Below are 24,126 nucleotides of genomic sequence, written 5' to 3' on the forward strand. Positions count from 1 at the left end.
GCAACCTGTGACCGTCGTTTCCGAACAGGGTCTGCCGAACGTGTCGGATGACCCGACAGTTCTCCGAAGCGGTCAAGCACGAAACAACCCACCACCATCCAGCCACCACACGCCGTCCGTCCGGCACGTCTACGAACTCTTCCGCCATGACGCCGCCAACGGATTCGACGCGGTCGACGCGCGCGCCGTGAACCAGGCCGTGACCCTGCTGGCAAGGGCCAGGCGGCGCCGCGCGCGCGTCTACGTCATGGGCAACGGCGGCAGCGCGGCGACCGCCAGTCACATGGCCTGCGACCTGGCCAAGGGAATCGGCCGCACCCGGCACGAGCGGTTGCGCGCCATCGCACTCGCCGACAACACCTCGCTACTCACCGCATGGACCAATGACAACGGCAGCGCCCAGGGGTTCTCCGGCCAGTTGGACACCCTGCTCGACCCGCAGGACGTGGTGATCGCCGTCAGCGTCAGCGGGAATTCGGACAACGTCCTGGCCGGTCTTGACACGGCGCGGGAGCTCGGCGCGGCCACCATCGGACTGCTCGGCTCCGACGGCGGCCGCGCCCTGCACCGGGTCGATGTGGCCCTGCACGTGCCGAGTTGGGACTACGGCGTGGTCGAAACCGTCCACCTCGGCCTGGTGCACGCCCTGGCGAACGCCCTGCGCGGCCATCCGCTGACGGCGCCGCGGACGGTCGCCGCGGAAGCGGCCGACCTCGCCATGGGCCCTCCGCCGTGACGCCGGACCTCGCGATCGCCTCCGACCGCGGCCCCGTCGCCCTCCTCGGCTCGGGGCCGCGACCACGGATGGAACGCCGCCCCGGAAGCGTCACCTCCCTGCTCGACACCGCCGCCCGCGGACTCTCCCGGCACACCCTGTGGGTCGCACCCTCCGATGCCGAAGCCGATCGCGAGGCCCTCGGTCCCGCCGCGCAGGCGGCCATCGCCCGCCACCTGGGCTACCGCTACACCCCCGTGCCGGTCGGCGAGCGCCCCTACCGCGAGTACTACGACGACGTAGGGGTGCGCATGCTCTGGCTGGCCCTGCACGGGCTGTGGCCGGATGTCGCGGGCACGAGCGCCCCGCCGCCCGAAGCGCACACCTTCACCCGCTCCTACCAGCAGGTGAACCGGAGCGTGGCGGAACAGCTCGTGCGGCAGACCACGCCCCGGACCCCCGTGCTCGTCCAGGACTACCAACTGGCCACCACCCCCGGCTTCGTTCGCGCCACTCGGCCGAACCAGCCCATCGGGCTCTTCCTGCACACGCCGTTCAGCACTCCCGAGGAGCTGGCCCGCCTCCCCCGTCCCGTCTCCACAGCCGTCCTTGACGGCATGCTCGCCGCGAACCTGATCGGCTTCCAGTCCCCCCGCTGGGCATCCAACTTTTTTGCCTGTTGCGCGAGTTGGGGACACCGGGTGAGGCTCGGCAGACGGGAAGACGGCCTGCTCGGAGTGGTGGAGAGCAGGCGTCCGGGGGCGGCGGGCCCCGTGCGCACCACCGCCGTCCGCTGCTATCCCGTGCGCGCCGACTCGGCGCTGCTCGCCGCGAACGCCCGCAGCGCGGAGACCAGAGCATGGGAGCGCGGGCTCGGTCTGGATCCGGCGGTCCAGCACATCGTCAGGGTGGACCGGGTCGACCCGTCCAAGAACATCCTGCGCGGCCTCCACGCGTTCGAGCTCCTCCTGGAGCACGCGCCCGAACTCCGCGGCCGCGTGGCCATGACCGCCTGTCTGACGCCCTCCAGGGAACGCATCCCCGAGTACCGCGCCCACGCCGAGCGCATCCACCACATGACCGAGCACCTGAACCACCGCTTCCCCGGGTGTCTCCGCGTGCACCTGGGGCACGACGTCCCCCGGTGCGTGGCGGCGCTCAAGTCCTACGACGTGCTGCTGGTGAACCCCGTACGCGACGGCATGAACCTCGTGTCGCAGGAGGGGCCCCAGCTCAACACCCGCCACGGAGCACTGGTGCTCTCCAGCGGCGCGGGCAGCAGCGACCTGCTCGGTCACCGGGCCGAGCTCGTGCACGACCCGCGCGACGTCCACCTCACCGCGAGGGCGCTGCGCAGTGCCCTCACCTTGTCCCCCGACGAGCGCCGGCGACGTGCGGCCGGGCTGCGCGCCGCGGTGGCCGGGGGTGATCCGGTGCGCTGGCTCGCGCACCAACTCCAGGACCTGGAGCGGCTGGTGTGCCCGTCTCAGTCCGGCACACCGTCGCCGTAGTGGTCGAACACGCACACCTCCCGCCCCGTCCCCACCACCAGCCGGTTGTCGGGCGCCGCGGCCAGGGACCAGCCCGGGGCGGGAAGCACGAACCCCTCCTGGCGCTCGCGGGTGTGCAGATCCCAGAACCGTACGATCCGGTCGTCCCCGGCCGTCACCACGACCGTCCGGTTCCGCAGGCGCATGCAGGCGATGGCGTTGGTGCCGGCCCCCGCGTCGCTGAGGCGCAGGCACCTCCTGCGGTCCTTCAGGTCCCACACGAACACGCCGCCGTCGTCGTCCACACTGACCACCACCGGCCGTCCGTCGAGCGTGGCGCAGTCCAGCGCCCGCACCCAGCCCGTGTGCCCGGTGAACACCGCACAGACCCGCCCCGTCTCCAGGTCCCACAGCCGGATCGAGCCGTCGAACGACCCGGTCAGGGCCACCGGTCGGCCGTCCAGCGTGGTGCACGCCACCGTGTTGATCCCGCCGGTGTGCCCGGACAGGACGTCGCGCTCGCTGTTGTTGTGCAGGTCCCACACCCGCAGGGTGCAGTCGTCGCTGGCACTGACGGCCACGGTTCTGCCCCTTATGTGTGTGCACGCCACCGAGCTGACCCAGTCGGTGTGGCCGGTCAGGACCGCGCGCTGACGCTGGCTCATCAGGTCCCACACCCGGACCGTTCCGTCACTGGCCCCGCTGACCACCACGGGCGCATCGTCGAGCTGCGCACAGGCCACCGCCCGCACGAACCCGGTGTGCCCCTTGATGACGCCGCGCTGACGGCCGGACTCGATGTCCCAGGCGCGTACCGTGCGGTCGTCGCCGCCACTGACGGCGACGGCGCGGCCCTGCACACTCAGGGCGCTGACCGCGTTCACGCCGCCCGCGTGTCCCACCACGTCCTTCGACTTGCCCTCCACGCTGGGGTCCCACACGCACATGGTGCCGTCGCTGGCGCCGGTGACCACCGCGGTACGCCCTTCGATCTTCACACCCGCCACGGCGCGCACCCAGTGCGTGTGCCCGATCAGCACGCTCAGCTCGACCTCGCGGTGCAGATCCCAAATGTGGGCGTGACCGCTGTCGGTGCCGCACACCACCACGCTGCGGCCGTCGAGCGTCATGCACGCCACCGCCCGGACCCAGCCCATGTCACCGGAGAACAGGCACCTCTGCTCGCGGCTCCTGACGTCCCAGACGCGGACGGTGCGGTCGTCCCCACCGCTGATCACCACGGGTGAGCCGTCCAGTTCGGCGAAGGCCACCGTGTTGACCTCGCCGGAATGCCCGGTCAGCACCGCCCGCGACCCCCAGCGGCACGCGGCCCGCTCGGCCCCCGCCCGGGGAGGCAAGGGTCCGCGCGGCTCCCACAGCCGTACGCTGCCGTCGCTCCCGCCGCTGGCGACCACCGCGCTGCCGTCCACCTGTCCGCACGCCAGTGCCCGCACCGCGCCCGTGTGGCCGACCAGGCGCTGCTCCTCCCGCCCCGAGGCCACGTCCCAGAGCCGGATGGTGCGGTCGTCGCCGCCGCTCACCAGCATCAGACGATCCGCGACCACCAGCCCCGCCGCCACCCCGACTCGTCCCACGTGCCCGCTGAACACGGCGCGTTCGCTCTCGTCCCGCAGGTTCCACACCCGGGCCGTGCCGTCGCTGCTCGCGCTGAAGCCGAGCGGCTCGCCCCCGAACCAGAGGTGGTGCACGGAGTTCACTTCGGCCATGTGTCCGCGCAGCATCCCGTGCAGGTTGCCGTTGCCCAGGTCCCACAGGCGCAGCACGCCGTCCGTGTCCGCGGTGACGGCATAGGGCTGCTGGTCGAGCTCGAAGCAGTCGGCGCTCTTGACTCCGTGGGAATGGTCCACGAAGGACATCTGCAGCGCGGGATTCACCTGAGAGCCGGTCGCCCAGCGCACCCGCCAGGGCAGATCGGCGCTCAACTCCTTGGCCAGGGAGCGCACTTGGTGGCTGGCGGCGTCGAACGCCAGGATCTGGCGGCGGACCACGGGAGCGGACTGGCGATGCAGGGCGAGCGAGGCCCGGTAGATCGAACGCACCATACGGGCCTGCTCGCCGCTGACCCAGCGCAGCGCGGGTGCCAGGACCCCGGGGTCGGCGTGCACCAGGAACTCCGGGTCGGCCAGCAGGTCGTCCAGGGTGCCGGCGATCGCCGCGTGGCTGGCCAGGTGGCTGCGTATGTAGAGGTGGGCGTCGCCCCAGGAACGGCGCCCGCCGGAGAGGGGCACCTGGTCGAGCAGGGTCGTGGTGATCCGGCGGTGGACCTCCTTGTCGCGGCGGGAGTCCCGGAGGAACTCCGCGAGGGTCTCGTGGTAGAGCCGGAACACCGACCGGTCCCCCACACGCACCTCGACGATGTAGGCTCCGGCGTTTCCCAGCAGCCAGTCGATGTCCTCGTCCGAGCAGCGCAGCCCGGCCAGGACCGAAGCCAGCGCCGCCCACAGGTTGTCCCAGGGAAGGCCCTGCCCTTCCGCGTAGGCGAGCGGGGTGAGCAGGCGGCGCACCCGCCACTCGTTGGCTCCGAAACGGGACAGGTACGCGGCGAAGACGTCCTTCACCTCGTTGGGCAGTTGGCGGTGCCAGCCGGCCCGCGTCGGATCCACCTGGACCTGGCGGTTGATCAACGAGCGTGCCGTCATGTTGGCCACGAGAAAGGACTGTCCGGCGCGGGCCGCGACCCCGCGGGCCACCGCGGCGGCGAGGGTCGAGTGGCCCCGGTACGGCGAGAGGCTGTCGGGATCGTCCTCGGCCAGCAGCAGGGCCCTCACATAGTCGGCGACGTCCTCGACCCCTGCGTACGACGGCTGGTCCAGGTCGATGAGCTCGACGGCGGTGCCCAGGGCATCGATCGGGTCCCGCCGGGTGCCGATGATGAGCCGCACCTGCGCCATCGTCGACATCGGCCGCAGCAACGCCCGTGCGATCAGCGTCGCTTCGGCCTGGTCGCCGACGATGCCGGCCTCGTCCAGGGCGTCGAGGAGCACCGTGAAGCGGGCGGAGCGGTCCCGCAGGAAGCCCAGCAGATCATCCGGCGTGGTGGCCACGCAGCCCGCGGCGCGCCCCAGCTCGGCGACGACGTCGTCCAGGGTGCGGCGGCGCAGGTGCAGGTGGGTGGTGACGCAGCCGGTCGGCGGAACGGTCTCGGGGGGAGTCCGGTCATCGGCCCCCGGCGTGTCCGCGAGATACAGGAGCCGCCCCAGCAGAGCCGACTTGCCCGAGCCCGGGCCGCCGGTGACGACCCGGGCGCGCCGGTCGTGGGACGGGTTGGACAGCCAGCGGGCCAGCTCCGTGAGGGCGGCGACCCTCCCGGTGAAGTACGAGCCCACCTCCCCGACGTACTCCACCCCGCGCGCGCGGGGATCGAAGTGCGCGGAGCGCTCCCGCCGCATCCGGGTCAGCGTCTCGACGTCCAGCTCCCCGCCGAACAGACCGGGCACGAAGTTGCGGTTGGGGAAGAACGGCGGCACTCCGGCGGTGTCCACGGAGGTGCAACTGGCGTGCTGGTAGGGATGGTTCGTGCGGAAGTGCTCGTTGATCCGCTCGGTGATCTCCGACAGGTCAATGTACTGCTGGTGGGCGCCGGCCCTCGGCGCGGCGAGGGTGTCGGTCAGCGCCCCGGTCAGCACGCCCTCGCCCGCCTCGTCCCGGGCCCGGGCGCCCGCGAGCAGCCACAGATTGCCGGCCACCGTCGTCCGCCCGGCCGCCAACTGGTTGGCCACCATGGCGATGTCGGTCGTTCCCGCCCCCGCGTAACAGGTGTCGAGGACGATGAGCACCCGGGCGTGCACCGTGTCGTCCGCGAACATCAGGGCCAGGTCGTCGGTCCTGATGGCGGTCGACACCAGGCGGTTCTCGGCGCTGTCGGTGCACAGCAGGTAGTGGCGCCCGCCGCTGGCGCGCACGCCGTGACCGGCGTAGTAGAGCACCACGATGTCGTCGGGGCGGCGGTCCTCGGACCCGAGCCACTCCTCCAGACCGGAGATCAGCTCCCGGGCGGTCGGATTCCTGCTCCGGTCCCGCAGGACGCGTTCGTAGCCGAGGGAGGCGAACAGACCCGCCATGAGTTCGACATCGCCCTCGACACCGGGAAGGTCGTCGATGCCCGGTTGCGTATAGCGGCCGGTTCCCGCGGCGATCACATATCTGCGGGGCTCCCCGCAGTCGGCCCCCGTTGACTCGTGCGAGATCATTCGACTGCTTCCGCCCCCTCGGAACCCACGTCTTGAGCCCGCACGATACGCCCACCACGTTCGAATCGGTAGCATTTCACCGCGCGCGGGAACACACTGATCCCAAGGTCGGCACAACAGCTGGGACAGAAATGGGCGATGCGGTCACCATTCAAACACCCTTGCCATTCACCGAGGGCCGCCTCAAAGTGATCGTCACCGGTGCGGCCGGACGCATCGGCAGCGGATTCGCGAAATTCGCGGCGGACCGGTTCGAACTGCTCCTGCTCGACCGCCCCGGAGTCGATCTCACCGGACTCGACGCCTATGGGAGGACCGCGCACTGCGACTTGGCGGACCTGCCCCGCCTCACGGAACTCTGCCGCGGCGCCGACTGCGTACTGCATCTCGCCGCGGACTCGAACACCGCCGCGGAATGGGACAGCTTGCTCGCCGCCAACATCGTGGGCACCTATCACGTGTTCGCCGCGAGCCGGTCGGCCCGCTGCCCGCGGGTCGTCTTCGCCTCATCGGTGCACGCCGTCTCGGGCTACGCGCCTGGTCGCCAGATCACGGCGGACGCCCCGGTGAACCCGGGAAACCTCTATGGCGTCACGAAATGCTTCGGCGAGGCGCTGGGACGCTACATGGCCGAGCGCGGCGGACTCACGGTGATGGCGGTCCGCATCGGCGCCTTCCAGAAACCCGAGGCGGCCATGGAGCCGGATTCCGAGTGGATGATCGGCACGTTCGTGGCGGACCAGGATCTGTACCGCCTCATGGAACGCGCCATCCGGGTCCAGGGAATCGGTTTCGGCATTTTCCACGGCGTCAGCAACAACTGGTTCAAACGCCTGGACATCACGGCGACCCGCGAGCTGCTCGGTTATGAGCCCGCCTATGACTTCATGCGGCTCTCGCCGGCGTTCAGGGAACTCTTCACCGATCTGCCGCACGGCCACCATCCCTCCGGCGTGGAAAAGGGCGGTACATGAATGCTCACCGGGCTCGGTCCCGCCAGGAGCGGGACGGGCGCAGGCCGAGCAATCGCTCGGATTTCGCGGAACACTGGAGCGCCTCGTAGTCCCCCAGGGGCCGGGTGACCCGCACTCCCGGGAAGAACGTGTCGAGCAATTCCGCCGTGGGCCTGTCCGACAGCGTGTCAGGAGCCGCGACGGTCAGCGCCGTCGCACCGGTGAGCCCGGCCGTCAGGGCGAGCCGACAACTCTCCGCCACATCCGCGAGGTCCACGTAACTCCACAGGTTCCATCGACCGCGTTCGGGCTCGGCCCAGTACTCCGGCAGGGCCGCGTACTCCGCGTGGTCCATGACGACCGAGAAGCGCAGGGCCACTGACGTCATCGCACAGCGGCGAGCGAAATGGTGGGCGATCGCCTCGCCCGTCGCCTTCGACAGGGCGTAGGAGGTCTCGGGACGGACCGGGTGGGCCTCGTCCAGGGGCAGTTGGGCGGGCCCCCCGACCCGGAAGGGCGGGCCGAGCACGGTCTCGCTGGAGGCCCACACGACGCGCCGCACGCCGTGCACGGCCGCCGCCTGGAACACGTTGTACGTGGAGGCGGAATTCGCCGTGTAGGTGGCCCCCTCCGCCAGTTCCGGGTGCAGCGTGTGCGAGTCGGGCACGCCCGTCGCGGCGAGGTGAACCACCGCGTCCACCCCGTCGAGAGCGTCCACGGCCTGCCACAGTTCGCGCAGATCGGCCCGCCGGTAGCCGGGGCCCTGACCGCGCATCGGCGCGACGTCCACCTGAACCGTCCCGAAACCGTGCCCGGCGAGCTCCGCCACCACCGCCCGGCCGATCCGGCCCAGCCCCCCGGTCACCGCTACCCGCATCCCAACTCCCTTATCAGGCAAACGATCTGACGGATCACCACGACGGCGTGGCGCAGGGACTATAGTCGTTGGGCTGACCGCTTCGTAAGGTGACCGCTGCGGCGGGGATCCGAGGAGTACAGATGGCGCGGATCGTCGTGGTGCACGGAGTGGCCCAGCAGTTCAAAGGGGCTCGGACCCTGCATGCCGAGGTCGCGCCCGCCCTGCGTGACGGGGTGACGGCCGCCGTCGGTGCGGCCGGGCCGGAGCTGGGCGACGACGACATCGCCTGCGCCTTCTACGGCGACGCGTTCGTGCGGCCCGGCACCCGCGCGACGACGGTCCCGGCCTACGACGAGGCGGACGTCGAACCCGACTACGAGTCGGAGCTGCTGCTGGAGTGGTGGCTCGAAGCGGCGCGCGTCTATCCGGAAGTGCTCGGTCCCGACGCCAAGTCCCGCGGCACGGCCGGATATCTGGCCGGCCGCCCGTTGAAGCGCCCCATGGTGCGCCGGGCACTCAACGCCCTGACCCATGCCCCCTACTTCGCACGCGTCGCCGAGCCCCTGCTGATCTTCGGCCTCAAGCAGGTGCGCCGTTACTTCGGCGAACCGGGCCTGCGCGAGCGCGTACAGGAGGCGGTGGCCGGGGCCATCGAGCCGGACACCCGCATCCTGGTGGCGCACTCGCTGGGCACGGTGGCGGCGTACGAGCTGCTCTGCAACGAGGCCCTGCGGGCCGCGCTGCCCCCAGGGCAGATCTCCACACTGGTCACGCTCGGCTCCCCTCTGGGGCTGCGCGGCCTGATCTTCGACCGACTGGTCCCTGCGCCCCGGCGGGGCAACGGGCTCTGGCCGTCCGGAATCCGCAGCTGGACGAACATCGCCGACGCGTGCGACGTCGTCGCCCTCGCCAAGGAGCTCGCCCCCCGCTTCGGGCCGGAGATCCACGATCACGAGATCGACAACGGCGTCGAGATGCACTCCATGGTCCGCTACCTGACGGCTCCCACCACCGGCCGGGCCATCGCCGACGGCCTCGCCCTCTGAGTCCGTCGGCACGGAAGCCGCAAGTAGTCCTCAACACAGGTGACTTGATGCTGTGTCAGCGTGTGTCAGCTTCGGTTGAGGCAGCTCTTCAGCTCGGTCAGGTCGTAGAAGTAGCTGCCCTTGCCGGTCGGCTCACAGGCGGCCTTGAAGGCCGTCTGCTTCTCGTTGTAGAGCATCCGGACCAGGTAACGGGCGGGCTTGCCGTCCTGGGGGGTGCTCGCGTAGAGGTCCCACTGGATGTTGGCCGCCATCGGGGCGACCCGGGCGCCACGCCAGGGGTTGGTGGCGTAGGAGTAGGGCCGACCGGGCTGCGCGGGCCGGGTGCTGCCGGGCAGTCCCATCAGGGCGGCCAGCGGCTCGATCTCCTCGGCGTGGGTGAACCGGAGCACGGCGCCGGCGCCGCCGGAGCCCGCGGCCTTAGTCTCGGCGCGGGCCAGCAGGTCGTCCAACAGCACCCCGGCCATCTTGTAGGTGATGGTGCGGCCCGCGAAAGCGGGGCCCTTCTCGTAGAACTCCTCCGCGTCGTCGAGGTAGGCGAGCCAGTGTGCGTCGGCGGGCGTCAGGAACGGGCCGAGATCCACGGTCGGCGCTTCCGCGGCCAGATCGGGGGCTGCGCTGAAGAGCGAGTAGAGGGACCGGGCGAAGGCGATCCGGTCTCCGGCGGCCATCGTGGAGACGAAGTCGGCGCGGAACAGGCGCGAGACGACGTGCCGGGCGGTGTCCGCGGTACGGGGCTGAGCGTCGATCCGCTCCAGGACCGCGGCCAGCTGGGGATCGTGTGCCAAATAGGCCTGGTAGTCGGCGTTCTGCGGCTGCTTGTGGAAGTACAGCAGATCCTTCTTGGTGACGGGCGGCTTGATCAGGCCCGCCACCGCCGGGTCCCCTGCGGCGAGCCCGTCGGCGAAGGCCTGGGCGCTGGCGACGGCGCGGGGCACCCCCGACGTCTCGACCTCGATCGGCTCTCCCTTGGCCGCGATGGCCCGGAACAACTCGGGCACCCGCTGCTCCATGCGCCGGGCCATCTGCCGCTGTTCCTGGGCGCCGCGCCCGGAGAGGCTGCCGTAGCCGAGCCGGGCCGCCGCGTTCAGGAGGGTGTGCACCTGAGGAGCAAGCCGGGAACCGAGCGGGGTCAGCCCGTTCTGGTCCTGCGCGCGACGGAGCACCGCGAGCACCGCGTCGCCGTCGCCGCTGTCCGTCATGGCGCGCGAACCGTGCCGGGTCACGGTCTCCGTGAAGACCGGCGTGAACCCCTTGGGCACGCGCTGATAGCGGTCGGCGGCCTGCTGCGGGGCGTACGGGGTCTTCGTCCCGTAGAGGCCCTGCCCCCAGGGGGATGCGCCGGGCCGGTCGTGCGCGGAGGCGCCACCGGAGAGGACCACGGTGACGGCGAGGGACACGGCCATGGCGGCGGCCAGGGAGGCGGTGCGCTTCACGGCGGGAGCCTTTCGGGCGGGTTCGACCAGCGGCGGTGTCCCGCATGCTCGCACCGCGGTCGAAACATCGGCCGTGGCCTGGGCTGCGCCGAGGTGAGCTCCGCGTGAAGGCCCGGCTTCGACGGGGCTCGACGGGAGAGGAGTTGGCTTCCTCGCGCCGCCCGCCGGATCATCCCGCGGTCAGCACCTCGGCGAGGAAGGCGTCCACGTCGATCTCCTCCGCTCCCGGGGGCACGGCTTCGTACGTCCGGTCCAGGAAGCCCCGCAGAGCGGGTTCCCAGGCGAAGAAGACCGCGCGGCCCCACACGCCGTCAAGGCCGCAGCCCGCGAGTTCGATACGGGCCTCACGCCGGTTCGCCTCGACCCGGGGGGCGATGCGTACGTCTCCGTCGCCGACCTCCTGCGTCAGGCCCCGGTCGAGCAGGTCGCGCTCGATGGTCCAGGTGACGGCGACGTCCTCCTGCAACTCGAAGGAGACCCGGATCGCATAGGGATCCTGCTCCTCGTACAGCAACTGGGTGACCAGCGGGAGCCGCTCGGCCCCTTCGACTTCGAGATTCATGAACACGGTCTCGCACAACGAACTCACAGATCGCCTCCAGCACTCGGGCCCGGGCAGACGGGAACAGGTCCTCGGGGGAACCCGGAAGCGGCGGCGGGGCCCGGCCCACCTCGGAACTCGCCGCGCCCCGGCCCCGGTCAGGCGTCCGTCAAGGGCTCCTCGGCCATTCCGGCACGCAGCTTGGCCAAGATGCGCGACAGCAGCCGGGAGACCTGCATCTGCGAGACACCGAGCTCCGCACCGATCTCGGCCTGCGTCAGCTCCCGCCCGAACCGCATGCTCACGATCCGCCGCTCCCGCTCGGACAGCTCACCCATCAGCGGAGCCAGCGCATGAAGGTTCTCCACCTTCTCTATGCCCGGATCCTCCTCACCGATGAAGTCGACGAACGTGCGGCTGCGGCTGTGCGCCGTCCCGCCCGTCTCTTCCGCGTCGGCGGACATGTCGAGGGAGCCCGCTGTGTAGCCGTTGGCCGCGACGAGGCCTTCGACGACCTCCTCCTCGTCCAGCTTCAGGTGAGCCGCCAGTTCGCGCACCGTCGGATCGCGGTCCAGGTCACGCGCCAGGCTCTCCTTGGCCTTGGCGATGTCCACGCGCAGTTCCTGCAAACGGCGCGGCACGTGCACGGCCCACGTGGTGTCGCGGAAGAACCGCTTGATCTCCCCCACGATGTACGGCACCGCGAACGAGGTGAACTCCACCTCACGCGACAGATCGAACCGGTCGATCGCCTTGATCAGACCAATGGTCCCGACCTGGACCACGTCCTCCATCTCACCACTGCCCCGATTACGGAACCGCCCCGCGGCAAACCGCACCAACGACAGATTCATCTCAATCAACGTGTTCCGCGCGTACTGGTACTCGGGCGTACCCTCCTCCAGCACCTGAAGCCGCTCGAAGAAAACCTTCGACAACTCCCGCGCATCCTTCGGCGCGACCTTCCCCGCATCCTCCACCCAGGGCAACTCCTCCACCCCGGGCTCCATGGTTGTGGCCGCTGCCCGGTCCGTCTGCTCTCGTCCCGTCACCCGCGCCGCTGCCATGAGGACAACCTCCCTAGTCACCGTGCTCCACCTGTCGAAGCCACCGGGTGCCCCCGACGATCCGGATCATGCGTCATGTCCCCCGACTGGCTGAAGGTCACTTCACGAATTCGCTCCTGACAGGGCGTCGCACGTCAGCGGGGCAGTGCCACGCACACGGCCTTGCCTCCGTCCACGCAGGGGATGACGGCCACGCTGCGCGCGAGATGGCGGACCAGCGGCCAGCCGAATCCGCCCTCGTACCCGGTGAGGTCGGGCGGGCGCTCCCTCGGCGGATCGGGGCTGGGGTCGCGCACGCTGACGTGCAGCATGCTCCGGTCGGCGGCGAATCGCAGGGCGAGGGCTCCGCCCGCGTGCCGCAGCGCGTTCGTGACGAGTTCGGAGACGACGAGCACCACGTTCTCGGCGTTCTCACGCGATGGCCGGGGCACCAAGGTGGAGAGGAAGCTGCGAGCCGCGTCACGGGCCTCGGCCGGGGTGGCCGGTCCTGTGGTCCGTTGGGCGGAGCCTGGCGAGTGGCTGGTGCTGACAAGCGGGCGCGCCATGATCGAAACCCCCTGGGGATTTGCCCGTGGATATAGGTGTACTGAGCCTTCTGCCCCGCATCGTCTTGGCCGAACGTGTGCGCTCCAGGCCGGATTCCGGCCGGTTCTGATCCCTCGCCACCTCGGTCGGGGCGCGGTTCAGGCGTCCGGAACCGGCGCCTGCGGAGATCCACCGCCGTCCGCTTCGGCGGCTTTCGCGACATTGCGGGCCATCCCGCCGAAGACGACGGCGTGGAACGGGGAGACACTCCACCAGTAGGCGTGACCGAGCAGTCCGCGCGGATGGAACACCGCCCTCTGCCGGTAGCGGCTGCGCCGGCCTCCGTCCTCCTCGATGCTCATTTCCAGCCAGGCGAGCCCTGGCAGCCTCATCTCGGCCCGCAGACGCAGGAGCCGACCGGGCACGAGCTCCTCGACCCGCCAGAAGTCCAGCGAGTCGCCGACCCGCAGCCGATGGGCGTCGCGGCGCCCGCGCCGGAGCCCTACGCCGCCCGCGATCCGGTCGAGCCAGCCGCGCGCCGACCACGCCAAGGGGAAGGAGTACCAACCGTGTTCGCCGCCGATCCCTTCGACCACCCGCCACAGCGCCGCGGCCGGAGCCTCGACGGCACGCTCGCGTACGTCGGTGTAGAGGCTGCCGCCCGCCCAGTCGGGGTCGCTGGGCAGGGGATCGCTGGGGGCGCCGGGCACGGAGGCGTTCGACCAGCGCGTCACGACCTGGGCCTCGCGCACCCGCCGCAGAGCGAGTTCGAGGGCCTCGTCGAATCCGAGCGGCGCGCCGGGTTCGTCGGGCACGTACGCGGCGATGTCGCGTTCGCCGCAGACCACTTCGTAGCGCAAGGACTCCGCCAGTGGCCGGGCGATCGACGGCGGCACCGGGGTGACCAGGCCGATCCAGTGGCTGGAGAGTCCGGGGCTGAGCATCGGCACGGGCAGGATCAGCCGGTGCCGCAGGCCGGCGACCTTCGCGTACCGCTCCATCATGTCCCGGTACGTCATGACGTCGGGTCCCCCGATGTCGAAGGCCCGGTTGGACTCCTGGGGCATCCGGGCACCGGCCACCAGGTACCGCAGCACGTCGCGGATGGCGATCGGCTGGATGCGGGTCGAGACCCAGCTGGGGGTCACCATCACCGGCAGGCGCTCGGTCAGATAGCGCAGCATCTCGAAGGAGGCCGAGCCCGAACCGATGACGACGGCCGCGCGCAGCACGGTCGAGGGCACCGGGGAGGCGAGGAAGATCTCGCCCACCTCGGCGCGCGAGCGCAGATGGGGCGACAGCTCCCGCACGGGCACGCCGGGCGGGGTGAGCCCGCCGAGGTAGACGATCCGCCGCACCCCGGCCTCGGCGGCCGCGTCGGCGAAGAGGTGGGCGGCCCGGCGGTCGGTCTCCTCGAAGTCGCCTCCCGAACCGAGCGCGTGCACCAGGTAGTACGCGACGTCCATGCCGCGCAGCGCGTCCGCCACCGAGTCCGGGTCCGTGACGTCGCCGCGCACCACCTCGACCTGTGAGGCCCACGGCTGGTCGCGCAGCTTGTCGGGCGAGCGTGCCAGGCACCGCACGTGATGGCCCGCCTTCAGCAGCTCGGGCACCAGACGCCCGCCCACGTACCCCGTGGCTCCGGTCACCAGACAGGTGACCTGCCGCTGCTGCCGCCTCGTGCCGTCCGCTGCCTCCACCGGGCACCCGCTCTCCCTACGGGCGCCCCCGCCTGTGTTCCGGACCGTGCGCCGGGCACGAGGGCGCCGCTGTCGACGGGTACACCGTGACATCCGGGGCGCCGGGAGGGCCGGACACCACGCGGGGGCCGGTCGTGAGGAGCCGGAGCGGTCCGGCGTCCCGGTGGTTCCTCGGCAGGGCCGGATCCGGCGTCACGGATGTTACCCAGATCACATGCATGGCATCGCGGGGCGGGGGCACTCGACTGGCAAGCCCCCTCAGGGCCAGGCACCCCCCGACCTGGTCCGGGCTCGCGGCCCCGGCATCCACCCCCCTCTCCCGGATGCGCGGGGCCGCACCATGTCCGGTCCCCCTCGGGCACGGCGCCCGTCACCGCACGGTGACCCCGATCAGGCACGTGTCGTCGTCCGTGTCCGCGTTCGTGTACCGCAGCAGGTGGTCGAGCTGGTCCTCCAGGTGGCCGTCCCGGACCAACAGACTGGGTTTCTCGGCGACTTGGAGCAGGCCCTCCAGGGAGTCCTGCACCGACCGGTCCCGCCGCTCGATCAGCCCGTCGGTGTACATCAACAGGGTGTCGCCGATCTCCAGCTGGGTCCGCCCCTCCTCGTACCGGGCGTGGCTGGTGGCTCCGAGGAGGATCCCGCTGAGCTTGGGCAGGGCGTCGGCCTGGCCGTCGCGCAGCAGGACGGGCGGCAGGTGTCCGGCTCGGGCCCAGCGCAGTTGGCGCGAGTCCGGGTCGTAGAGGCCGCAGACCGCGGTGGCCGTCACGTTGTCGGTGAGGTGGTGGGTGACGGTGTTCAGCCAGGCCAGGAGCTGTGCGGGACCGGCGCCGGTGGTGGCGAGGCCGCGCAGCGCGTTGCGCAGGGCGACCATGCCGGTGGCCGCCTCGATGCCGTGCCCGGCCACGTCGCCCACGCACAGGAGCACCTGTCCCGAGGGCAGCGCCACGGCGTCGTACCAGTCGCCCCCGACGAGGTGGTCCTTCTCGGCGGGCCGGTAGCGGACGGCCACACTCAGGTTGTGCAGGTCCACGGGGCCGTGGTTGGGCGGCATGATGGCGTGCTGCAGGCGGAGGGCGAGCCGGTTGCGTTCGGCCGTCTCCTGCTGGCTCTGGGCGAGTTGGTCCCGGGTGGCCGCCAGGGCGACCTCGGTCCAGTGCTGGGCGGAGACGTCCTGATAGGCGCCGCGCACCGCGGTGACCCGGGCGTTGTCGTCGAGGACGGGCTCGGCGACCACCCGGATGTGCCGGGGCACGCTGTCGGCGCGCTGGAGCCTGAAGGCGGTAGAGGCGGGCCGCTGGTGGTGCAGCAACGAGCGCAGGAACCGGTCGAGGGAGTGCGCGTCGTCGGGGTGGACGTGGGCGGCCAGTTGGTCCAGGGGGATCGGTTTGGCGGAGGGCGGCAGGCCGTGCAGGTCGAAGAGGGTCTCGTTCCAGGCGATGTCGCCGGTGAGGAGGTTCTCCTCGAACCCGCCGATCCGGCCCAGGCGTTGGGCGTGCTGCAACAGGCTGGCGACCCTCGGGGTTCCCTCGTCGAGGCGCCAGACCACCAGGACGTGGGTTCCCTGGCGGCTGATGCTGACTTGGGCCTGGGTGGTCAGCGAGACGGTGTCGACGACGGCCGCGAGCCGCATGCGCTCGGCACGGAAGGGCTCGCCGGTGGCCAGGACGTGCTCCACCTTGTCGAAGAGGCCACCGGGCTCGGCCACCAGCGGGTAGGCGTCCAGCAGTCGGGCGCCCGCGATCAGGTTCCGCGGCCGGCCGGCGAAGTCGACGAAGCTCGGGTTGACGTGCCGAATCAGGAAGTCGGCAGGGGTGTCCGCCGAGTCGAGGAGGGGCTCAAGGACGAGACAGGGGTCGTTGAGCCCGTCGGTGAGGTCGAGCAGTTCGGTCAGCCGGGGGTCGGCGGGCCGGCCGGTGACGGGATCGGGGTCGGGAAGGGGGTGGGTCTCCAGGGCCACCGCGCACAGCTCGGCCAGCACCTGCACCTGCCGCTCGATGGACTGCGACTGGGCGGGCAGTCGGTCGTGCCAGCAGATTTCGAGTACGCCGATGATGCGCCCACCGGTACCGGCCGGGACCGCGATGCGGCCGCCGTCCAGTTCCCGCAGGCCGATGGACGGCAGCGCCGCCCCGGCGAGCGTGTCGTAGCTCGTGACGGCCCGGTCGTCGAGGGCGCGGCGGGCAGGCGTGGGAACGCCGGGCGGCACATGGCGCCAGCGGGCGGCCTCGCCGTCCGCGAAACCGGCGCTTCCGGCCAGGGACAGGGACTGGTCGGCGTGCGCGGCCCAGATCGCCACGGCGACGGCGCCCAGCGGTGCCAGCGCGTGCTGGAGGATCGACTGGGCCACGGCCTGCGCATCGCCCGCCGCGAGGGCGCCCGCCTCCGCGCTGCGCAGGCGCAGGCCCACGGACGCCTTGGCGGGGAGGCCCGCTTCGGCGACGAAGTCGCGAGCCAGGTCGGCGATCTTGTCGCGGGTCGCCTGGTTGACGAGATCGGCGGCCAGTTCCAGCGTGGAGAGCCCGGCCTGCGCGGCCAGGCTCTCCAGCTGCGCGGCGGCTTCGGTGGGGCTACAGGTCAGGCGCTCCACCAGGACCCCGCTCGCCAGCTCGACCAGGGCACGGCCTTCCGCCTCGGCGTGGGCGCGCCGGAGTTGGTGGCGCAGCCGGTGCACGGTGTCCGCGAGCCGGCCCACGGCGATGGCGTCGCCGGACACCGAGGGCACCGGGCCCGGCTCCTCGCCCTCCGGCCGACGGCTCAGGGCTCGGGCTGTCGGCTGCGCCGGTATGGGGTGCCCCGGCTGGAGGTCCTGGCTGCTCCCTTGTTCTCCCCCGGGCTGATGGGACCTGGACACAAGCTCGCTCCTCAGGAGGTGGACGTTCGGTGACGCGGGGTGCCGTCAGGCGCTCAACTGCCGCTTGATGCGTGCGACCAGTTCGTGCGCGTCCACTGGCTTGGTGACGTAGTCGCTGGCCCCGGAGGCCAGACTCTTCTCCCGGTCGCCGATCATCGCCTTGGCGGTCACGGCGATGATGGGCAGCTCGGCGTGCTCGGGCATGGCGCGGATGGCCGCGGTGGCCGTGTACCCGTCCATCTCCGGCATCATCACGTCCATCAGGATCAGGTCGATCCGGGGATGGGAGGCGAGGGTGTCGAGGGCGACCCTGCCGTTCTCGGCCTGCAGGACGGCCATGCCGTGCAGTTCGAGGATCCCCGTGATGGCGTACAGGTTGCGGTCGTCGTCGTCCACCACCAGGACCGTGTGACCGGCGAGCGACTTGTCGATGGTGGGGCTGACCACGGTCGGCTCGTCGGCCCGCACCAGCGGGAGCACGTCGCCGGGCTGGTCCGCGCTCAGGTGCAACGCGATGCGCTCACGCAGTTCGTCGAGGCTGGAGATGAGCTCCAAGGGCTGCGAGACCGCCCGCTGCTGGAGGGCCAGCTCCTGGTCCGAGCCGAGCCGGCGGTTGTTGTGGGCCAGCACCGGCACACCGCGCAGCGCGGCGTCATGCGCCATGTCCTCCAGGAACCGCAGCGCCGCGTCGTCGGGCAGGTCCAGTTCCAGGACCACGCAGTGGCAGGGCGTCGCGGCCAGCGCCGCCGCCGCCTCGTTGACCCCGACGGCCGCGGTGATCTCCACCGGTCCGCGGGGATCGCCGAGGTCGGGGTGGGCGGCCAGATCGCGGACGGCGCTCTCCGCGACCAGCGACAGCAGGCCGCGCGAGCGCTCCTCGACGACCAGCAGCCGCTTGGGCTGCACGACGTCCGGGGCGGGCGCGAGCGCGTAGCGCGGATCGGGCTCGGCGGCGGCCTCCTCCTGGGGTGCGGCGGCCGGAAGGTGGCCGCTCTGCGTGTTGAGCTCCGCGTAGTCCGGCCGGGCGACCGGCAGGTAGAACGTGAAGGTACTGCCCCGGCCCAGGGTGCTCTCGGCCGTGATCGCGCCGCCGAGCAGGAAGGCGATCTCCCGGCTGATCGACAGGCCGAGGCCCGTGCCGCCGTACTTGCGGCTCATCGTGCCGTCCGCCTGCTGGAAGGCGCCGAAGACGGTTTCGAGGTGCTCCGGTGCGATGCCGATCCCGGTGTCCACCACGTGGAAGGCGATCACCGGGCCGCCGCGCCGGGCGGCCTCGGGGGCGAGCTGTTCGGAGAGCAGCTCGATCCGCAGCTCGACACCGCCCTTCTCGGTGAACTTGACGGCGTTGGAGAGCAGGTTGCGCAGTACCTGGCGCAGCCGGTAGTCGTCGGTGAGCAGTTCGGTGGGCAGCGTGTCGGCGGTCTTCACCGTGAAGGTCAGGCTCTTCTGGCTGGTGACCGGCCGGAAGGTGGCCTCGATGTAGTCGAGCAGTTTGCGCAGCGAGATCTGCTCGGGGTTGACGTCCATCTTGCCCGCCTCGACCTTGGACAGGTCGAGGATGTCGTTGATCAGCTGGAGCAGGTCGGAGCCGGCCGAGTGGATGATGCCGGCGTATTCGACCTGCTTGGGGGTGAGGTTGCGGCCCGGGTTCTGGGCGAGCAACTGGGCCAGGATCAGCAGGCTGTTGAGCGGGGTGCGCAGCTCGTGGCTCATGTTGGCCAGGAACTCCGACTTGTACGTGGAGGCCAGCGACAGCTGGTGCGCACGGTCCTCCAGCTCCTGGCGGGCCTGCTCGATCTCCAGGTTCTTCGTCTCGATGTCGCGGTTCTGCGCGACGAGGAGCTCAGCTTTCTCCTCCAACTCGGCGTTGGAGGACTGGAGTTCCTCCTGGCGGGCCTGCAACTCCTGGGACCGGGTCTGCAGTTCCGCCGTCAGGCGCTGCGACTCGTCGAGCAGTTCGTCGGTGCGGGCATTGGCGATGATGGTGTTGACGTTCACGCCGATGGCTTCCATGAGCTGTTCGAGGAAGTCGCGGTGGATGGGGGTGAAGGCGTGGACGGTGGCGAGTTCGATGACGCCGAGCACCTGCTCCTCGACGACGATGGGCAGCACCATCAGGCAGACGGGTTCGGTGCTTCCCAGACCCGAGGAGACGGACACGTAACCGGGCGGGAGGTTGTCGACGGCGATGGTCCGCCTGCTGCGGGCCGCCTGCCCCACGAAGGACTGGCCGAGTTTGAAGCGGGCCCCCGGCGCGGCGTCCGGCCACGCGTACGAGCCGATGAGGTTGAGGTGGACCCCGTCGGGCGCCTCGTCGGCCAGGTAGAACGCGCCGTACTGGGCGGAGACGAGCGGGGTGAGCTCGTCCATGATGAGTTCGGCGACGACGGCGAGGTCGCGGCGGCCCTGCATCAGGCCGGAGATCCGGGCCAGGTTGGACTTGAGCCAGTCCTGTTCCTCGTTGGCCCGGGTGGTCTCGCGCAGCGACTCCACCATGAAGTTGATGTTGTCCTTGAGGTCGGCCACCTCGCCGGAGGCGTCCACCGTGATGGAGCGGGTGAGGTCGCCCTCGGCGACGGCGCCGGTGACCTCGGCGATGGCACGGACCTGGCGGGTGAGGTTCCCGGCGAGCTCGTTGACGTTCTCGGTGAGGCGCTTCCAGGTGCCCGAGACGCCTTCGACCTCGGCCTGGCCGCCGAGCCGTCCCTCACTGCCGACCTCGCGGGCGACGCGGGTGACTTCGGCGGCGAACGAGGAGAGCTGGTCGACCATCGTGTTGATGGTGGTCTTGAGCTCCAGGATCTCGCCGCGGGCGTCCACGTCGATCTTGCGCGTGAGGTCGCCCTGCGCGACGGCCGTGGTGACCTGGGCGATGTTGCGCACCTGGCTGGTCAGGTTGTGCGCCATGAAGTTGACGTTGTCGGTGAGGTCCTTCCACGTACCGGCGACGTTCGGCACCCGGGCCTGGCCGCCGAGGGTCCCCTCGGTGCCGACCTCGCGGGCCACGCGGGTGACCTCGTCCGCGAACGCGGACAGGGTGTCGACCATCGTGTTGATGACGCCCGCCAGTGCGGCGACCTCGCCCTTGGCCTCGACATTGATCTTCTGAGAGAGGTCACCCCGGGCCACGGCCGTGGCCACCTGGGCGATCGAGCGGACCTGACCGGTGAGGTTGGACGCCATCACGTTGACGTTGTCGGTGAGGTCCTTCCACGTACCCGAGACGCCCCGCACCGTGGCCTGGCCCCCCAGGTTGCCCTCGGTGCCGACCTCACGGGCCACGCGGGTGACCTCGTCGGCGAACCCGCCGAGCTGGTCGACCATCGTGTTGATGGTCTCCTTGAGCTCCAGGATCTCGCCGCGGGCGTCCACCCTGATCTTCTGCGACAGGTCTCCCTTGGCGACGGCCGTCGTCACCTCGGCGATGGAGCGGACCTGCGCGGTGAGGTTGTCGGCCATCACGTTGACCGACTCGGTCAGGTCCCGCCAGGTGCCGGAGACGTCGCGGACATCCGCCTGGCCGCCCAGCCTGCCCTCGGTGCCGACCTCCCGGGCGACCCGGGTGACCTCCTCGGCGAACGAGGAGAGCTGGTCGACCATCGTGTTGATGGTGTCCTTCAGCTCCAGGACCTCGCCCCGGGCGGTGACCGTGATCTTCTGCGACAGGTCGCCCTTCGCCACGGCGGTGGCGACCTGCGCGATGGAGCGGACCTGCGCGGTGAGGTTGCCCGCCATGAAGTTGACGGAGTCGGTCAGGTCCCGCCAGGTGCCGGAGACGCCCTTGACGTCGGCCTGCCCGCCGAGGATCCCCTCGGTTCCGACCTCGCGGGCCATCCGCGTCACCTCGTCGGCGAACGCGGACAACTGGTCGACCATCGTGTTGACGGTGTTCTTCAACTCCAGGATCTCGCCCCGCGCATCCACCGTGATCTTCTGCGACAGGTCGCCCCGGGCCACGGCCGTGGTCACCTGCGCGATGTTGCGGACCTGGTCCGTCAGGTTTCCGGCCATGAAGTTGACCGAGTCCGTCAGGTCCCGCCAGGTGCCGCCCACGCCGGGGACCTGCGCCTGGCCGCCCAGGCGGCCCTCGCTGCCCACTTCGCGGGCGACCCGGGTGACTTCGTCGGCGAAGGAGGACAGCTGGTCCACCATCGTGTTGACGGTGTTCTTCAGCTCCAGGATCTCGCCGCGGGCCGCCACGTCGATCTTCTGCGACAGGTCACCCTGGGCCACGGCCGTGGCCACCTGGGCGATGTCGCGGACCTGGGTGGTGAGGTTGCCGGCCATCGCGTTGACCGAGTCGGTCAGGTCCTTCCAGGTTCCGGAGACGCCGGGCACCTCGGCCTGGCCGCCGAGCCGTCCCTCGGTGCCGACCTCACGGGCCACCCGGGTCACCTCGGACGTGAACAGCGAGAGCTGCTCGACCATCCCGTTGAAGACCGTGGCGATCTCGCCGAGCAGCCCGTCCGTCTCGGCGGGCAGCTGGGTGCCGAAGTCGCCGTCCCGCACCGCGGTCAGACCCGCGAGCAGCCGGCGCAGTTCCGACTCTCCGGCCTGCGCCGGCCCCGCCGTCTCCGGTGCCCGCTGCTGAGCAACGCTGGGTTTCGGTGAGCCAGCCATCGAACTTCGCCTCCGTCGTACGCCAGGCCACTGGCCCGCCATCCTCGCCCGGTCGGAGCGGGCCACCCGCCGGGACCCTCACGAGATCCACACCGCGCGCACACGCACCGCCGAGGAGGTTATCCCACTGGTCCCCGCCCCATGCCCGGCGGACGGAACTCGCGTGACCAGGCATACTCCGGAGCGCCCTCACACCGCACCCGCTAGGCTCGTCACCGCTCATCCCCAGCCCCGACAACGCGAAGGGAGTCCCCCGTGCCCGCAGCCCACGGCCCCGCCGTACCGTTCGGTCGCGGTGAACACGCCTTCTTCGCCTACGGCGACGACACCGACTGGGCCGAGACCGTGGTGCGCTGCGTGCGCACGGGCCTCGACAGGGGCCGCCGCGTCCTGTGCGACATCGACGGTTCGGCGCCGGACCTGCTGCACGAGGTGCTGGGCCGGGGCGGCGTGGACGTGAGCGCCGCGCAGAAACGCGGACAGCTGCGCGTTCTTCCGTCGAACGCGTTCTTCCTCCAGTACCTCCCCTTCGACCCCGACCGCGTCATCTCCCTGGTGCGCTCCGCGTGCGCGGAGGCGTTGGCCGACGGGTTCACCGGGCTGACGATCATCGGCGAGAAGTCCTGGTGCGCCCGTGAGGTCCCCGGAGCCGAGCGGCTTCTGGAGTACGAACTCCGCCTGGACCGCGAGGTGTACGCGGAGCTGCCGGTGACGGGACTGTGCATGTTCGACCGCCGGGTCGTGCCCTCCGGAACGGCCGGGCTTCTGAGCGGGGCGCACCACGCCCACGCACCGGCCTCGGACTGGCGGCCCCTGCCCTTCGCGGTCACCCCGCTGCGCGACCGCGCGGGCGCCCGCCTCACCGGCAGCGCCGACCTCGACAGCCGATCCGCCCTCACCGAGGCGTTGGCCGCGGTGACCAGGATCCCCGGCGCGACACTCCAACTCGACCTGTCCCGTGCGATGTTCCTCGACACGGAGGCGGTCGCCGCCCTCGTCGAGGCGACGCACCGGCTGCGCCGTCAGGGGCGGCGCCTGCTGCTCCACGAGCCGCCCTACTCACTGCGGAGGGTTGCCCAGTTGTTCCCGGACGAGTGCGCCGCGTTGGAGGTGCTGTCATGACCATCGCCGTCGCCGCGGGCCCCGACAACGAACCGTTCTTCCATCCCGCGCTCTTCTACGCGGACCTCGACGAGTACGTGCGGGAGACCGGCAGCTTCGTCCGCAGCGCCCTCGAAGCCGAGGAGCCGGTGTTCGTCGCCGTCCCCGGGCCGCGCCTCGACGCGCTGCGCCAGGACCTCGGAGCGGACGGCACCGCCGTCGACTTCGCGGACATGACCGAACTGGGCCGCAACCCCGGCCGCATTCTGGCCGCCCTTCAGGGCTTCGCCGACGCCCATCCGGGGCAGGCGGTGCGCATCATAGGCGAGCCCATCTGGGCGGGCCGCTCACCGGCCGAGATCGTGGAGGCGACCCGGCACGAGGCCCTGATCAACACCGCGTTCACCGGCCGCACGGCCAGCATTCTGTGCCCGTACGACACGAGCACCCTCCCGCCCGAGGTGATCGCCGACGCCAGACGCACGCACCCCACCCTGATCGAGGACGGTCACACCCGGTCCAGTTCCGTCTACACCCTGGCCGATGTGGTGTGCGCCGGGTGTGATGGGCCGCTGCCGGAACCGGACGCTACCGAGGTGCGCCTGGAGTACACCGCCGGCGAGCTGGGCCAGGTGCGGGAGCAGGCCGACGCCTGGGCCCGGCGTACGCCCCTGGACCAGCGGCGGCGTGACGACCTCGTCATCGCCATCAGCGAGGCCGCCGCCAACTCCGTTGTCCACGGCGGCGGAAGCGGCATCCTGCGCCTGTGGTGGACCCACTCCGGTACGGCGGTGGCGGAGCTGCGGGACAGCGGCCGACTGACCAACCCCCTGGCGGGACGCCGCCGCCCCACCCTCACATCGAGCAACGGCGGCCGCGGCCTGTGGATGATTCACCAGCTCTGCGACCTCGTCGAGGTCCGCGCGCTCCACACCGGCCTCACCCTGCGCCTGCACATGTCCACGCCTCAGGTCTGAGGCGCCTGGACATGAGGGCTGGGTGAGGCTCCCC

At 71.1% G+C, this 24,126-nt stretch carries 15 protein-coding genes; 6 read left to right on the forward strand and 9 right to left on the reverse strand.

Annotated features, from left to right (window positions below):
* Window positions 1-187: 187 nt before the first annotated feature.
* Window positions 188-736, forward strand: coding sequence for an SIS domain-containing protein (locus AC07F3_RS09840; RefSeq protein WP_479112256.1), 549 nt, complete (start codon window positions 188-190; stop codon window positions 734-736).
* Entirely contained in the window at window positions 733-2,226 is a 1,494-nt protein-coding gene (locus AC07F3_RS09845; RefSeq protein ID WP_479112258.1) for a trehalose-6-phosphate synthase, read from the forward strand. The genes AC07F3_RS09840 and AC07F3_RS09845 overlap by 4 nt, the downstream gene beginning before the upstream one ends.
* Here the strand turns inward: AC07F3_RS09845 and AC07F3_RS09850 are convergent.
* Window positions 2,202-6,365, reverse strand: a complete 4,164-nt coding sequence (locus tag AC07F3_RS09850) for a caspase family protein (protein WP_479112260.1) — start codon at window positions 6,363-6,365, stop codon at window positions 2,202-2,204. The two genes, AC07F3_RS09845 and AC07F3_RS09850, sit on opposite strands and share 25 nt — an antisense overlap.
* A gap of 182 nt (window positions 6,366-6,547) precedes the next feature.
* Between AC07F3_RS09850 and AC07F3_RS09855 the strand changes: the two genes are divergently transcribed.
* Window positions 6,548-7,390 carry an NAD-dependent epimerase/dehydratase family protein gene (locus AC07F3_RS09855; protein ID WP_479112262.1) on the forward strand — a complete coding sequence of 281 codons (843 nt, stop codon included), beginning with the start codon at window positions 6,548-6,550 and terminating at the stop codon, window positions 7,388-7,390.
* A gap of 4 nt (window positions 7,391-7,394) precedes the next feature.
* Here the strand turns inward: AC07F3_RS09855 and AC07F3_RS09860 are convergent, their stop codons facing one another.
* Window positions 7,395-8,246 carry an NAD-dependent epimerase/dehydratase family protein gene (locus tag AC07F3_RS09860; protein WP_479112264.1) on the reverse strand — a complete coding sequence of 284 codons (852 nt, stop codon included), beginning with the start codon at window positions 8,244-8,246 and terminating at the stop codon, window positions 7,395-7,397.
* Between the two features lie 122 nt (window positions 8,247-8,368).
* On the opposite strand from AC07F3_RS09860, the gene AC07F3_RS09865 reads away from it, so the two are divergent.
* Window positions 8,369-9,274 (forward strand): antibiotic ABC transporter ATP-binding protein, encoded by a 906-nt coding sequence (locus tag AC07F3_RS09865; protein WP_479112266.1) that lies wholly within the window; start codon window positions 8,369-8,371, stop codon window positions 9,272-9,274.
* A 65-nt stretch (window positions 9,275-9,339) separates the two neighbouring features.
* On the opposite strand, the gene AC07F3_RS09870 is transcribed toward AC07F3_RS09865, so the two are convergent.
* The 7 genes from AC07F3_RS09870 to AC07F3_RS09900 all read right to left on the reverse strand — a co-directional run bounded on the left by AC07F3_RS09870 (window position 9,340) and on the right by AC07F3_RS09900 (window position 21,681).
* On the reverse strand, window positions 9,340-10,707 hold the full coding sequence (locus AC07F3_RS09870) for a histidine-type phosphatase (protein WP_479112268.1): 1,368 nt from the start codon (window positions 10,705-10,707) through the stop codon (window positions 9,340-9,342).
* 169 nt (window positions 10,708-10,876) lie between these two features.
* Window positions 10,877-11,269, reverse strand: a complete 393-nt coding sequence (locus AC07F3_RS09875; RefSeq protein WP_479112270.1) for an SsgA family sporulation/cell division regulator — start codon at window positions 11,267-11,269, stop codon at window positions 10,877-10,879.
* A 137-nt stretch (window positions 11,270-11,406) separates the two neighbouring features.
* Entirely contained in the window at window positions 11,407-12,258 is an 852-nt protein-coding gene (locus tag AC07F3_RS09880; protein WP_479113051.1) for an RNA polymerase sigma factor SigF, read from the reverse strand.
* A 191-nt stretch (window positions 12,259-12,449) separates the two neighbouring features.
* The gene (locus AC07F3_RS09885; RefSeq protein WP_479112272.1) at window positions 12,450-12,860 is read right to left on the reverse strand and encodes an ATP-binding protein; all 411 of its coding nucleotides are present in this window, start codon (window positions 12,858-12,860) and stop codon (window positions 12,450-12,452) included.
* 138 nt (window positions 12,861-12,998) lie between these two features.
* Window positions 12,999-14,633, reverse strand: coding sequence for an SDR family oxidoreductase (locus AC07F3_RS09890; protein WP_479112274.1), 1,635 nt, complete (start codon window positions 14,631-14,633; stop codon window positions 12,999-13,001).
* A 277-nt stretch (window positions 14,634-14,910) separates the two neighbouring features.
* Window positions 14,911-17,394 carry a SpoIIE family protein phosphatase gene (locus AC07F3_RS09895; RefSeq protein ID WP_479112276.1) on the reverse strand — a complete coding sequence of 828 codons (2,484 nt, stop codon included), beginning with the start codon at window positions 17,392-17,394 and terminating at the stop codon, window positions 14,911-14,913.
* A 45-nt stretch (window positions 17,395-17,439) separates the two neighbouring features.
* Entirely contained in the window at window positions 17,440-21,681 is a 4,242-nt protein-coding gene (locus tag AC07F3_RS09900) for a HAMP domain-containing protein (protein WP_479113053.1), read from the reverse strand.
* Between the two features lie 588 nt (window positions 21,682-22,269).
* On the opposite strand from AC07F3_RS09900, the gene AC07F3_RS09905 reads away from it, so the two are divergent.
* On the forward strand, window positions 22,270-23,136 hold the full coding sequence (locus tag AC07F3_RS09905; protein WP_479112278.1) for an MEDS domain-containing protein: 867 nt from the start codon (window positions 22,270-22,272) through the stop codon (window positions 23,134-23,136).
* Complete coding sequence (locus tag AC07F3_RS09910) at window positions 23,133-24,092, forward strand: anti-sigma factor RsbA family regulatory protein (protein ID WP_479112280.1); 960 nt, start codon at window positions 23,133-23,135, stop codon at window positions 24,090-24,092. The genes AC07F3_RS09905 and AC07F3_RS09910 overlap by 4 nt, the downstream gene beginning before the upstream one ends.
* Window positions 24,093-24,126: the final 34 nt, after the last annotated feature.

It is taken from the genome of Streptomyces sp. NPDC045846 (assembly GCF_056431605.1).